Origin of the sequence: Pseudoalteromonas sp. SG43-1 (assembly GCF_014164415.1) — a bacterium.
In the GTDB taxonomy this organism is placed as follows: Bacteria; Pseudomonadota; Gammaproteobacteria; order Enterobacterales; family Alteromonadaceae; genus Pseudoalteromonas; species Pseudoalteromonas distincta.
Map to the genome: position 1 here is coordinate 35,609 of NZ_JACJFD010000004.1, position 13,688 is coordinate 49,296.

A 13,688-nucleotide genomic window follows, 5' to 3' on the forward strand; every position below is an offset into this window, starting at 1 on the left:
GCGTACCAGTTATTAAATTACAGTGGAGCATTTTAATGAAATACTTTTTTGTACTGCTACTATCAATCAGCTCTTTTAACTTATTAGCCGTTGAAGTAGTCATACATAACCTTAGCTCGCTCTCAAGTAATGCTCAAAATACGGTGTCTACATGGGTTAATCAAAGTGTTGAAAAAACACAAAATACACTGGGGCCTTTAAAGCAAACCACTTTGCCTATATATTTAAAACCGCAATACTTTGCTTTTGAGCCTGTACCTTGGGCTACAGTTAAGCGCAATAACCCCGATGGGATTGAACTACATATAGATCGCTACGCCAGTTTAAATGCATTCACTAAAGATTGGACGCTATACCATGAACTTTCGCATTTATATTTGCCGCTACTTCCCTACTCCGGTTTTTGGCTAAGCGAGGGTTTTGCCAGTTATATGCAAAACGTAATAATGCGTGACAGCGGTATAATCACCCAGCCACAGTTTGTACAACGTTTAAATGCAGGATTTGATCGTGCCCGCCTGCAAACCAAAACTAAAACACAGCCACTTAATAAGCTCTCTGCCGATATGTGGAAACAACGCGCCCAGCAACGTGTTTATTGGACGGGTGCGGCTTTTTTTGCACAGGCCGACCTTAAGCTACAAAAACAAGGTTTATCTGTCGCGGGTATAATAAAACAGTATCAAACATGCTGTAGACCCGCTCGTTCTAGCGCTAAAACCTTTATAAAAGAGTTAGATAAGTTATCCGGCAGCAGCATTTTTACAACGCTGTATGCAAAATATAATACCCGTACTGATTTTCCTGATATTAATAAAAAGCAGCTAAACACGCTTTAACGGCTGCTCTGTTTTATATAGCTACTATATTCAACCAGCCCTTGCGCATTAAAATTGGTTGAGTACTCGTTCATAAAACCATGCAAAAAATTGGTTTTATAGCACTTAACACCTGCTTTGGTGCTTAAAGCTTTAATAACTTCATCAACATTAAAGTGACTCTCACTTGCTGGGAATATGAATTCACAGGGTACATTTGCATCTAACGCTAAATGATTACGAATTTGCGACGGATAAAAGCCAATTAACTTTTTAAGGTGTGTATTGCCTGTTAATAACTGTGCCCGCCATGCTGCACTTGCCCCTGCGCTAAACGCAATACATGTGGTCGGCACTTTTAAACTCTCAAAGCATTCTAGAAGTTTGTCCGTGTATTTGTCATGGCCACACTGCTGTATAAAATTATTATAACTATCTTGTTCACTTTCAATAGCTTGAATCTTGTTATTGTATGGGTCAACAATCACTAAATTTGAACTAATTGCCTGTGATAACTTACTTAAAGCAGGGGTTAAACCATAAATATCACTCACTATTAGGTAATTCATACTTATCCTTTGGTAACTAAAAATGGGCTTTGTAAGCAGTTGATAAGATTTATTATAAATATTTTTATAATAAATAGCTTGCACACAATTTATATATAAGTTACCTTCCCTCTCTGGTTTAAAGAAACCGCCGCGGTTAACCATTTACCCTGATCCAGTAAGCCCCGCAAAACGTATATTTGAAAGCTAAGTTATTGTACGGCGAGAACCCCTTGAATAATACCGAGATGATTTTTTACTATCATCGCAAAAGTGTCATAAAGATCGTCAACACTGTAATGAAGCTAAACACAACATCGTTAATTTATTGACTGCAATTTGCTATACAAATATAGCGCAGAATAAATAACAAGAATAAAGTGAGTTTTATTATGTCTTATAAATATAACGGGTCTATGATCCAAATAGCACATCCAGTGCAATCAATTTCAGTAAACAAACATCGTGTAATCTTCAGTGATACACAAGGTTTAAAAAATGCATTATTTCAAAAAGCGAGTGATGCACGCCAGTTTGTTAAGTGGCTAAAAGCTAACTAAGCAACATATAACTTTAATTGCCATTCTATTATTGCAATTATTGATAAGATATTATGCCAGCCTTGTTGCTGGCATTTTACTTTTTAGCCCTTTATTGGTTACAATAGTTTTACAATAATAATTACTGGTAGCTGTTGTAATGCTCCGTATATTTTTAACTTTCTTACTTTTTTTCTGTCTGAGCTCAATAAGCAATGCTAGAACCATAAACTGGCTAGCGCACGATTTTGCACCCTATTATATTTTAAATGGTCAATATCAACACCAAGGCCGTGACGAAAGCATAATTTCTTTACTTGAAAAACAACTTCCTAATATTACCTTTAACCGCATGCTTATCCCCTCAGGTAAAGTAATTCAAGAGCTGTCCAATACTTCAAATAATGTTTGTGCGTTATCGCTTTATAAAAATGATTACAGAAAAGAGCATATTTATTTCACAGACGAAAGCTCAACAACAGGCCTCTCGCCTTCAATAGCAATGCATAAAAAGCTGGCCAAAGCGCTAAATATAGCGGAATCAAAAGAAGTATCACTACTCAATTTAATACAAGATAAAAAACTAACTCTTGGAGTTTCTATGAGCCGCTCTTACGGCCAAGAGATAGATACTTTAATAAACAGTACACCCAACATTGATTTAGTAATTAGACCCACACGCGATAGCCTAGCGAGCCTTACATATATGCTTAACCTAAAACGAATTGATATTTTGTTGGGTTACCCAAGCGAGCATTACTATTTAGCTAAATCAATGCACTTTGAAGAAAACTTAACGCAGCGTCCATTAACCGAATCCCCAGCGCTCAGCTATGGCTTTATTGGTTGTACTAAAAACGAGCAAGGCGCAAAAGACATCGCTATTCTTAATGAGCAGCTTAAAGTTATTAAAAAAACGCAGGCTTATAACGATTTACTTATGCGCTGGTTGCCTGAGGATTTAAGGCCTCTATTAAAATCGCGCATTAATAGCGCAAAATAAGCAAATTCAAAGTCGCTTAATTTGAGTTTCTGTTAAGCAAAAAAACGCCACAGTAAGTGGCGTTTTTATATTCAATAACTGTATTACTTACGAACGCCTTCTATTGATAAAATAATATCAACATGAGTAGATGCAGGCCCTAAGTTGTAATCAATACCGTAGTCGGTAAGTTTAAGGCTGGTTTCGCCTTCAAAACCTACGCGGTATCCACCCCACGGATCTTTCCCTTCACCCACTTTATCTATTTCAAAGGTAATAGTTTTAGTTACGCCATGCAGCGTAAATTCGCCGGTTACGTCAGCCTCTTCACCATCTTCATCAAATTTAATGCTGGTGCTTTTAAATGTCGCTTTTGGGTATTTATCCACATTTAAAAAATCTTTACCGTGTAAGTGCTTATCGCGCTCTGCATGGTTAGAATCAAGGCTAGTGGTGTCAATATTTACCATAATTTTTGATGCATCAGGATTTTTAGCATCGTAACTAAATGTGCCGTCAAAAGTATTAAAACGACCATATAACCAGCTGTAACCTAAGTGTTTAATTTTAAAGTTAACAGATGCGTGCCCGCCTTTTGTATCAATTACATAATCAGCTGCATTAACGGCTGTTGCCGATAACATCATTGCAGCCGAAACGGCTGTGCTTACTAATAATCTTTTCATTTTAATCATCCTTTAATGGTTTGATCATTCTGATTAAGGTTTTATCTTTATCGATAAAGTGATGTTTTAACGCCCCTAGTGCATGCAATACTGCAAACCCGATTAATGTGCACGCGCCATAATAATGTACTTTTCCTGCAATATCGGCTTGGTCATCAAATGCAAAATCAAGCGCTGATACGTTAAATAAGGTAAACACTTCTATTGGACGTCCGTCTGCGGTTGATATTAAATACCCTGCAACAACTATAACGGCCAAAATAATATACATAGCAATATGCGCAGTATGTGCTAATTGGTTCATGCCTTTACTTTCACCTAATGGTTTAGGTTGTGTAGATAAAGCACGCCATAAAATTCTAAATAAAAATACGGCCACAAGCGTAATACCAATACTTTTATGTAAATCGAGCGAGCCTTTATACCAGCTATCGTAATAAGTAAGCTCAACCATATATAAACCTAAACCAAACAGGCCAAAAATAGTCAACGCCATGAGCCAATGTAAAATAATGGCGACAAGTCCGTAAGATGAAGGTGTATTTTTAAACATGTTTAAAGTCCTATTATGCTATGACGTTACAATATAGTGCATAGCCGTAAATGAAAATAGCATTTACAAACACTTTACGTGCGTATACGCACAGAACTTTGATAATTAAAGTCAGTTTTTAGAAGTTGAGGATTAAACAGATAAGTTTATAGGGTTGATTGCTCGCTCAAGCTGACATAAATTAAGCTCTCTGGGCTTACTTGCAAACAGGTAACAAGTCCTTCTTTAATGAGCTCTAGCATGGCTATAAAACTAACCACAACACCACTACGCCCTTCATCAGGCGTAAAAAGCGCATTAAATACCACTGCTGAATTTGCTTTCGATAGCTGTTGTAATATTTGGCTCATTCTCTCTCGGGTTGAGAGTACTTCAGCAGTAATTTGATGATGTTCAAACGTTTTTGCTCGCGCCATAACATCACTCAACGCCAGCATTAAGTCTTTAAGTTCAATATCAGGGAGGTTATGACTTGTGTCTTCATTTATTGGCATAGCGGCATGCGCTATAAAAATATCACGCCCAACACGGGGGATATCATCGAGGTTTTCGGCGGCTTTTTTAAATAACTCATATTCTTGCAGGCGTTTAATAAGCTCAGCGCGAGGGTCTTCTTCCTCTTCAAGTTCTTCGTGAACAGGGAGTAATAAGCGCGACTTAATTTGTGCAAGTAACGCAGCCATAACTAAATATTCACCGGCAAGTTCGAGTTGAAACTCGGTCATCATTTCAACGTAACTTACATACTGCTCTGTAATACTAAAAATAGAAAGATCGAGCACATCAAGCTTATGCTTTTTAATTAAATAAAGCAGTAAATCGAGCGGGCCTTCAAAGGTTTCTAATATTATTTCGAGCGCATCGGGCGGGATATATAAGTCTTCTGGTTTATCTACAACCGCTTTACCATGCAAAAAAGCCAGTGGCAGCTTCTGCTGCACTGGCTTTTCACTACTTTTTGTATCAGCAGTACTTTCGCTCACTTGTTATTACTCAAACGGGCTTGTATCACCACAGCCAACACGCAATATTTTAACTTCATCTTCCGACAAGTCGATTACTGTGGTTGCTTGCTCGGCTAAATGGCCACCGTGAATAATTAAATCAACGTGTTTATCTAATCGCTCTAATATTTCATCCGGATCAGATTCAGTAAACTGCTGCCCGGGTAAAATTAAAGAACACGACATTAATGGCTCGCCAAGTTCGGCAAGTAACGCACAAGCAATTGGGTGTTCAATTACACGCATGCCAATGGTTTTTTTCTTGTCGTTTAATAAACGCTTAGGGACTTCTTTTGTGCCTTTAAAAATAAAGGTATAAGGCCCTGGCGTATTATTTTTAATTAATCTAAATAGCTGGTTATCTACACGTGCATAAGTAGATAGCTCCGATAAATCACGGCAAACTAGCGTGAAATTATCGTTTTTTTCAATACCACGAATACGCTCTATGCGCTCTTTGGCCTGCTTATTACCAATGTTACAGCCAATGGCATAGCCCGAATCTGTTGGGTAAACAACAACACCGCCTTGTTTAATAATATCAACGGCTTGACTAATCAATCTTGGTTGCGGGTTATCAGGATGAATATGGAATAATTGACTCATGTTAATGCCCCTTCTTGTCCTTCCCAAACTTGCCAAACACCTTGGCAGTCTTTCGGTAAGTATAAATTTTTGCCAAGCTCTAAATAGCTTGTCGGAAAATGAAAATCAGACCCTTGCGAGCAAAGTAGTTCGTACTCACGGCTGAGTTCACCTAAAAATTGACGTTCGCTTGGCGCCTGTTGAGGTTGTGCAACTTCCATTGCGTCTCCTCCTACACTTTTAAATTCTACTAATAATTTGCGTAGCCACTTGTTTGACATTTGATAGCTACTTGGGTGCGCAAGTACAGCAACACCACCAGCAGCATGTATTGCCTCTACAGCGGTTTGCATGGTGCACCAGCAACTAGGTACATAGCCTGTTTTGCCGCGCCCTAAGTACTTTTTAAAAACACCCGGGAAATTTTTAGCTACACCGCGCTCAATAAGAGCGCGTGCAAAATGTGCGCGCGTAATTTGCGCGTCTTTTGCCAGCTCTTTAGCTTGCTCGTAAATGCCATCAAAGCCATTTTTTGCAAGGCGTGCGCCAATTTCTAGTGCACGCTCTTCTCGCTTTTGCTGCTGAGCAGTTAATAAAGAAGTAAGGTCAATATTATTAATATCAATATTTAAACCTACAATATGAATTTCGAAGCTTTCCCATTTGGTAGACACTTCGGTACCCGTTATTAATGAAAGCGGTAAGTTTTCTGCTTCAATAAATTGCTGAGCAGGCTTAATAGCCGCCACAGTGTCATGATCGGTAATAGCAAACACATCAATATTTTTATCAACAGCGCGATGCAATAATTCTTCAACCGTTAAACGCCCGTCTGAATGTGTGGTATGGCTATGTAAATCATATTTTATCAAAAGAAAACTGCTTAAAATTAAGGGTTACTGGTGTTTATGTAAGTATAACAACTTTTTTGACTAAATTGTTTTAAATAAACACTTGACACAAAAGCATAAGATACGTTTTACTGTAGCCACTTTCAGACACATTAAGAATTAACAATAATGATCAATTCAAACTTAAACACTATTTGGTGGTGGCACTCGTAATTTTCGGGTGATGAATTGTCGTGTCTAGCAAAAATTCAAAACCCGCAACTATGCGGGTTTTTTTATAACTAAATTTTACGAAACATATACGTTAAAAATATTTAATAAATTTTGAGGCAGAAAAACATGAATAACGGTCTTACTCTTACACATCGTTGGTGGTGGCGCCTGATATAGCGGGACGGTAATGATCTGTTTGTAATTTAGATATCGTTATTCAAACCCCGCATTGCAAAAGCACTGCGGGGTTTAATTTTTTGAGGGAATGAGGTTTGATTTTTAGTCATATAACTACCACACCAGGCGAAGTAACAAGCATTACGCAAGTACGCGACTATATTAGTAGCCCTCTTGCATTATACGCGGCACTTGATAAGCCTAACTCACTACTGCTTGAATCGGCTGAGATTGATTCTAAAGACAGTGTAAAAAGTTTAATTTTAGTTGATAGCGCCCTGCGCATTGTATGTAAGGGTAAAACGGTAACTGTTAGCGCACAATCTAATAACGGCAAGCAATTATTAAGCTACTTACAAGCAAATGTTAAGAGCTGTGATTCACAATTAAACGACACAACGCTTACACTTAACTACCAAGACACCAGCAGCGATATAGACGAAGCAAGTAAGCTTGTTGCCGATAACGCCTTCAGCGCTCTTCGTACCTGTATTAACAGCATTCAAAGCACTACCGAAAATCCGTTTTCGGTATTTTTAGGCGGTGTGTTTGCCTACGATATGGTGGCAAACTTTGAGCAATTAAGTGATGTACCTGATGGCGAAAACACCTGCCCAGATTACGTATTTTATTTAGCTGAAACGTTAGTTGTTATTGATCATCAAAAGCAAACAACCGAACTCATTGGTAATGTATTTAACGGCCCAGACGTACACGCTAACTGTTTTGAAGTAGGTAAAGAGCTTGAGCGGTTAAATACGCTGTGCGATAACGCAGCAGAATTTAGTGCGGATATGCAAAGTGGCGAATGTGAAGTAAGCGTTGATATAAGCGACGAAACGTATTGCGAGCAAGTTGTTAAGCTTAAAAAGAACATTGTAGATGGTGATATTTTTCAGGTAGTGCCGTCGCGTACATTTTCACTACCTTGCCCTGATTCTTTACATGCGTATAGTCAGCTTAAAAAGCAAAACCCAAGCCCTTACATGTTTTATATGCGCGATGAAGACTTTGCATTATTTGGCGCGTCTCCTGAGTCGGCCCTTAAGTACGACGTAAGTAATAAGCAAGTAGAAGTATACCCAATTGCGGGGACTCGCCCGCGTGGTAAATTTGCTAATGGGCAAATAAACCCAGACCTAGATAGCCGTATTGAGCTTGAACTAAGAAACGATCAAAAAGAGCGCGCCGAGCATTTAATGCTGGTTGATTTAGCCCGTAACGACGTAGCACGTATTAGTGTTGCAGGTACTCGTTTTGCTAAAGAGCTATTAAAAGTAGACCGCTATTCACAAGTAATGCATTTGGTGTCACGCGTTGTTGGTACACTAAAACCCGAGCTTGATGCACTGCACGCTTACCAAGCGTGTATGAACATGGGCACGCTTGTTGGTGCACCAAAGGTTCGTGCTGCTGAGCTTGTTCGTCAAACAGAAGGTAAGCGCCGTGGCAGTTATGGCGGCGCAGTAGGTTACTTAACTGGTGATGGCGCAATGGATAGTTGTATTGTTATTCGCTCAGCTTTTGTTAAAAATAACAAAGCGTATGTGCAAGCCGGTGCCGGTGTGGTGTTTGACTCAGATCCTATTTCAGAAGCAAACGAAACTCGCGCTAAAGCACAAGCGGTTATCACCGCCATAAAATCTACGTATAAGGCGGTATAAAATGAGCAAAGTAAATCCTATCAAAATCTATTTTTTAGATAACTTTGACTCATTTACATACAACCTTGTTGATGAGCTGACGATGCTTGGCTGCGAACTGGTTGTTTACAGAAACAACATTAGCGCTGAGGTTATTTTTAATAAAATGCGCCAAGAGCAAGGACAAGTACTATTAGTACTTTCGCCTGGCCCTGGAACACCAAGCGATGCAGGCTGTTTAATGGAGCTTATTGAGCTCTCTAAAGGCCACTTCCCAATGCTAGGCATTTGTTTAGGCCAACAAGCGTTAACACAAAGCTATGGCGGAGTAATCGGTCACGCGGGTGAAACCGTACATGGTAAGTCTTCAATTATTAATTTAGGCGAACATCCTGTATTTGATGGTATGGGCAATACAATGCCTGTAGCACGTTACCATTCATTAATGGCAACAAAAGTGCCTGGTAATATAAAGGTTATTGCCCAGTATGAAGATATCCCTATGGCTATTTATCATCATGATGACAATGCATTGGGTTATCAATTTCATCCAGAATCAATACTGACGCCAAACGGCGCAATGCTACTTCAGCAAAGTGTCGCTTACTTAACACGTGCCAAATAATAGAGGACATTATGAGTACACAACCAGAACAACCCATAAATGTTCAACACGCTATTGAACAACTAATTACAGGGCAATCATTAAGCTATGCAGACGCCAAAGCACTGTTTGATGAAATAATGCAAGGTAACATGAGCGAGATTGAGCTAACCGCCCTACTAATAAGCCTTAAAATTAAAGGCGAAGTAAGCGATGAAATAGCAGGTGCTGCAGCCTCAATGCGCGAAAACGCTGTTGCTTTTACTACCAGCAGTACACAACTTGCTGATAGCTGTGGCACTGGCGGCGATGGTTCAAACACAATAAATATAAGCACAACAGCAGCCATAGTTGCCGCTGCTGCCGGCATTAACATGGTAAAACATGGTAATCGCAGTGTATCGAGTAATTCAGGCTCTGCCGACTTACTAAAAGCGCTGGGCATTAATATAGATATGAGCCCAGAGCAGGCAGCAAAATGCCTTGAGCAAACCAATTTTACCTTTTTGTTTGCACCGCACTATCACAGTGGCGTACGCCATGCGATGGGCGTGCGTACAGCGCTTAAAACACGCACTATTTTTAATATTTTAGGCCCGCTTGCTAACCCAGCAGCACCTGATGTGCAATTGTTAGGTGTGTACAACGAAGCGTTATGTATGCCAATGGCACAAACACTTAATACCCTTGGCACAAAGCGCGCTATGATTGTTCACGGCTCGGGCACTGACGAAATAGCTCTACACGGTCCAACAACGGTAGTTGAGCTGAATAATGGCGAGCTTACACAGTACACACTAAACCCAAGCGACTTTGACCTTGCAAACTATTCACTTGAACAACTCGCTGGTGAAGGCCCACAATACAACGCAAATGCTAGCCTTGCCATCTTACAAGGCAAAGGCACAGATGCACATAATGCTGCCATTGTGGTTAACGTAGCTGCCCTTTTATACCTAACAGGTAAAGCAGAAACGTTAAAAGAAGGGGCAAAGCAAGTACAAACATTATTAAGTTCAGGGCAAGCCATGAACACACTAAATGCAATTATTGAGGTAAGTAATGGCTAATGTATTAGACAAAATTGTTGCTGATAAAAAATTAGAACTAATTGAGCGTAAAGCCGCACGCCCGCTTGAAAGCTTTAAACACCTTGCAGTGCCTACAAGCCGTAGTTTTTACAAAGCATTAGCCGCCCCAGGCACACAGTTTATTTTAGAGTGTAAAAAAGCATCGCCTTCAAAAGGGCTAATTAGAGAGCCATTTGATTTAACCGAAATCACATCGGTTTATAAAAAATACGCTACCTGCATGAGCGTGTTAACTGATGCTAAATATTTTCAAGGCAGTTTTGACTATCTTGAATTTGTGCGCAGCCAAGTAGAACAACCGCTTATCTGTAAAGACTTTTTTATAGATGAGTACCAAGTGTATATGGCGCGTATTTATGGCGGTGACGCTATATTACTGATGCTTTCAGTACTCGATGACGAAAGCTATAAAGCACTGCACGCAGTTGCCGATTCTCTGAACATGTCGGTATTAACCGAAGTAAGTAATGAAGAAGAAGTACACCGTGCACTTGCGCTTGATGCACAAATTATTGGTATTAATAACCGTGATTTACGCGATTTAAGCACCGATTTAGCCACTACCGAAAAGCTACGCAAACTTATTCCGGCTGATAAAGTGGTTATTTCGGAATCGGGTATTTACACCCATCAAGACGTAAAACGTTTAGCTCCATTATGCGATGGTTTTTTAATTGGCAGCTCACTTATGGGCGAGCGTGATTTAGAGCAAGCATGTCGCCGTGTTATTTTAGGTGACAATAAAGTATGTGGTTTAACACGTACCAAAGATGCACAAGCGGCATATCAAAACGGTGCTGTTTATGGTGGTTTAATTTTTCATCCTAAATCGCCACGCTATGTTGATTTAGATTGCGCAAAAGAGCTTAGCCAAAGTGCCCCGCTTAATTTTGTGGGTGTGTTTGTAGATGCCCCAATTGATCAAGTTGCTCAATACGCAAGTGTGCTAAAATTGGCGGCAGTTCAATTACATGGTCAAGAAAGTGACGATTACATCGCTCAGTTGCGTACACAGTTACCTACCGGCTGCGAGATTTGGAAAGCCCAAGCAATAAAAGATGCATTGCCAACACCTGTAAATGGCGTTGACCGACACCTTTACGATACACACAGCGATACACAAGCTGGCGGTACAGGTAAAGCATTTGATTGGTCGGTGCTTCATGATGCAACCACTCCGTTTATGCTCGCTGGAGGCTTAAATCCAGACAATATTAAAGATGCGCTTTTTAAAGGTGCCTTAGGCCTTGATTTAAACTCAGGCGTTGAAGAATCTGCGGGTAAAAAGTGCCCTAACAAATTACATAATGCTTTTACAAGCATCAGAAATTATTGAGGTTAAAATGCAAAATCCAGCTTATTTTGGCGAGTTTGGCGGTATGTTTGTACCCGAGTTACTTGTCCCTGCGCTTAAGCAGTTAGAAAACGAATTTAACAAAGCACAAAAAGATCCTGAGTTTCAGGCTGAGCTAAGTAAATTATTAAACGAGTATGCGGGTCGTCCTACCCCACTTACTTTAACGCGCAATTTAGTTAAAAACCCAAAAGTAAAACTGTATCTAAAGCGTGAAGACTTATTACACGGCGGCGCACATAAAACCAACCAAGTACTTGGCCAAGCGTTACTTACTAAGCGCATGGGTAAAAAACAAGTAATTGCTGAAACAGGCGCAGGCCAACACGGCGTTGCAACCGCGCTTGCATGTGCATTACTGGGTTTAAAATGTCGAATTTATATGGGCGCAAAAGACGTTGAACGTCAGCAACCAAACGTATTTAGAATGAAGTTAATGGGCGCAGAGGTTATTCCGGTAACAGCGGGTTCTGGCACATTAAAAGATGCAGTAAATGAAGCCCTGCGTGACTGGTCAGCTAATTATCAAGACGCGCACTACCTACTAGGCACAGCTGCTGGTCCTCACCCATTCCCAACAATTGTACGTGAGTATCAAAAAGTTATTGGTGAAGAAGCTAAACAACAAGTACTTAAAGCCGAAGGTCGTTTACCTGACGCTGTAATTGCCTGTGTTGGTGGTGGTTCAAACGCAATTGGTATGTTCACCGACTTTATTGACGAGCCAGGCGTTAAATTAATTGGTGTTGAGCCTGCTGGGAAAGGGCTTGATACAAATGAGCACGGTGCAACAATTTGTAAAGGCACTAAAGGTATATTACACGGTACTTACACGTACATTATGCAAAACGACGATGGCCAAATTGAAGAGTCTTACTCTGTATCAGCGGGTCTTGATTACCCTGCGGTTGGTCCTCAGCACGCATTTTTACACGAAACCGGTCGAGCGCAATACGTGGGTATCACAGATACAGAAGCGCTTGATGCGTTTCAATCACTTGCTAAAAACGAAGGGATCATTCCGGCGCTTGAATCAAGCCATGCGCTTGCTTATGCACTTAAGTATGCAGAAGAGCAAACCGAGGAAAGCGTTTTAGTTATTAATTTAAGTGGTCGTGGCGATAAAGATTTAGCACACGTTCACAATGTACTATCTGAAAGAGGTCAGCTATGAGCCAAGTAAAAACGGATCGTTACGGCAAAATGTTTGCAGCGCTTAACGAGAAAAAACAAGGTGCGTTTGTACCATTTGTAACAATTGGCGACCCAGGTAAAGAGCAAAGTGTTGCGATTATTAAAAGCCTAATTGACGGCGGCGCTGATGCACTTGAGCTTGGTATTCCGTTTTCTGACCCGATTGCGGATGGCCCTGTAATTCAAAAAGCAAATATTCGCGCACTTGATGTGCACATTAACACGCAAGATTGCTTTGATGTTATTAAAGAGATACGCGAGTATAACGCCGATATTCCAATTGGATTATTGCTTTACTCAAACCTTGTTTTTAAGCGCGGCATAGAAGCATTTTATAAAGATGCAAAAGCGGTAGGTGTAGACTCTATTTTAGTGGCTGACGTGCCTCTGCATGAATCTAAAATATTTAGAAAATCGGCAATGGATAACGGTGTAGACCCAATTTTTATAGCAACACCTAATGCAGATGATGACACACTTCGCCAATGCGCCTCTTACGGTCGTGGTTATACGTATTTACTATCGCGCGCAGGTGTTACCGGTACCGATACTAAAGCACAAATGCCAGCGGGTAATATTGTTACTAAATTAAAAGAATACCATGCAGCTCCTGCTCTTTTAGGATTTGGTATTTCAACGCCAGATGATGTAAAAGCGGCTCTTAATGCAGGCGCAGCAGGTGCTATTTCAGGCTCTGCTGTAGTTAAAATTATTGAAGCTAACCTTAACGATTTAGACGCAATGACAACGCAGTTAAAAGCATTTGTTAGTGAAATGAAAGCCGCAACCGCATTATAAAAAGTGTAAATTTACGCATTAAAAAAGGGCAATTAAATGCCCTTTTTT

At 40.1% G+C, this 13,688-nt stretch carries 15 protein-coding genes; 9 read left to right on the forward strand and 6 right to left on the reverse strand.

From position 1 onward, the window contains the following. The first annotated feature begins 35 nt into the window (after positions 1-35). Positions 36-839 (forward strand): hypothetical protein, encoded by an 804-nt coding sequence (locus H5159_RS05045; RefSeq protein ID WP_182779834.1) that lies wholly within the window; start codon positions 36-38, stop codon positions 837-839. Here H5159_RS05045 and H5159_RS05050 read toward each other — a convergent pair. Next, on the reverse strand, positions 836-1,387 hold the full coding sequence (locus tag H5159_RS05050) for a hypothetical protein (RefSeq protein ID WP_182779836.1): 552 nt from the start codon (positions 1,385-1,387) through the stop codon (positions 836-838). The genes H5159_RS05045 and H5159_RS05050 overlap by 4 nt on opposite strands. Positions 1,388-1,758: 371 nt before the next feature. Here H5159_RS05050 and H5159_RS05055 point away from each other — a divergent pair, with 371 nt between their 5' ends. After that, entirely contained in the window at positions 1,759-1,926 is a 168-nt protein-coding gene (locus H5159_RS05055; RefSeq protein WP_002961566.1) for a hypothetical protein, read from the forward strand. Between the two features lie 139 nt (positions 1,927-2,065). Continuing rightward, a complete protein-coding gene (locus H5159_RS05060) occupies positions 2,066-2,908 on the forward strand; it encodes a transporter substrate-binding domain-containing protein (protein ID WP_182674237.1) in 843 nt (280 codons plus the stop codon). 83 nt (positions 2,909-2,991) lie between these two features. Here H5159_RS05060 and H5159_RS05065 read toward each other — a convergent pair whose 3' ends face one another. The 5 genes from H5159_RS05065 to rnm all read right to left on the reverse strand — a co-directional run bounded on the left by H5159_RS05065 (position 2,992) and on the right by rnm (position 6,587). Continuing rightward, complete coding sequence (locus H5159_RS05065; RefSeq protein WP_182779837.1) at positions 2,992-3,573, reverse strand: YceI family protein; 582 nt, start codon at positions 3,571-3,573, stop codon at positions 2,992-2,994. A gap of 1 nt (position 3,574) precedes the next feature. After that, a complete protein-coding gene (locus H5159_RS05070; RefSeq protein ID WP_002961572.1) occupies positions 3,575-4,126 on the reverse strand; it encodes a cytochrome b in 552 nt (183 codons plus the stop codon). A gap of 146 nt (positions 4,127-4,272) precedes the next feature. Continuing rightward, positions 4,273-5,109, reverse strand: a complete 837-nt coding sequence (locus H5159_RS05075; RefSeq protein WP_039489969.1) for a ScpA family protein — start codon at positions 5,107-5,109, stop codon at positions 4,273-4,275. A 6-nt stretch (positions 5,110-5,115) separates the two neighbouring features. Next, the gene (locus tag H5159_RS05080) at positions 5,116-5,736 is read right to left on the reverse strand and encodes an L-threonylcarbamoyladenylate synthase (RefSeq protein WP_002961576.1); all 621 of its coding nucleotides are present in this window, start codon (positions 5,734-5,736) and stop codon (positions 5,116-5,118) included. Next, on the reverse strand, positions 5,733-6,587 hold the full coding sequence (rnm, locus tag H5159_RS05085) for an RNase RNM (RefSeq protein WP_138488940.1): 855 nt from the start codon (positions 6,585-6,587) through the stop codon (positions 5,733-5,735). The genes H5159_RS05080 and rnm overlap by 4 nt, the downstream gene beginning before the upstream one ends. Positions 6,588-7,051: 464 nt before the next feature. On the opposite strand from rnm, the gene H5159_RS05090 reads away from it, so the two are divergent. The 6 genes from H5159_RS05090 to trpA are packed head-to-tail and all read left to right on the forward strand — an operon-like array spanning position 7,052 to position 13,640. Further along, a complete protein-coding gene (locus H5159_RS05090; protein WP_182715311.1) occupies positions 7,052-8,620 on the forward strand; it encodes an anthranilate synthase component 1 in 1,569 nt (522 codons plus the stop codon). Position 8,621: 1 nt separating this feature from the next. Beyond that, a complete protein-coding gene (locus H5159_RS05095) occupies positions 8,622-9,224 on the forward strand; it encodes an aminodeoxychorismate/anthranilate synthase component II (RefSeq protein WP_182715310.1) in 603 nt (200 codons plus the stop codon). A gap of 11 nt (positions 9,225-9,235) precedes the next feature. Beyond that, positions 9,236-10,273 (forward strand): anthranilate phosphoribosyltransferase, encoded by a 1,038-nt coding sequence (gene trpD / locus H5159_RS05100; protein ID WP_182779839.1) that lies wholly within the window; start codon positions 9,236-9,238, stop codon positions 10,271-10,273. Then, positions 10,266-11,630: a bifunctional indole-3-glycerol-phosphate synthase TrpC/phosphoribosylanthranilate isomerase TrpF gene (trpCF, locus tag H5159_RS05105; RefSeq protein ID WP_182715309.1), complete on the forward strand. Its 1,365-nt coding sequence runs from the start codon at positions 10,266-10,268 to the stop codon at positions 11,628-11,630. Before trpD ends, trpCF begins: the two co-directional genes overlap by 8 nt. A 7-nt stretch (positions 11,631-11,637) precedes the next feature. Next, positions 11,638-12,822, forward strand: coding sequence for a tryptophan synthase subunit beta (gene trpB / locus H5159_RS05110; protein WP_002961582.1), 1,185 nt, complete (start codon positions 11,638-11,640; stop codon positions 12,820-12,822). Continuing rightward, positions 12,819-13,640: a tryptophan synthase subunit alpha gene (gene trpA / locus H5159_RS05115; protein ID WP_024595006.1), complete on the forward strand. Its 822-nt coding sequence runs from the start codon at positions 12,819-12,821 to the stop codon at positions 13,638-13,640. The genes trpB and trpA overlap by 4 nt, the downstream gene beginning before the upstream one ends. Positions 13,641-13,688 lie beyond the last annotated feature (48 nt).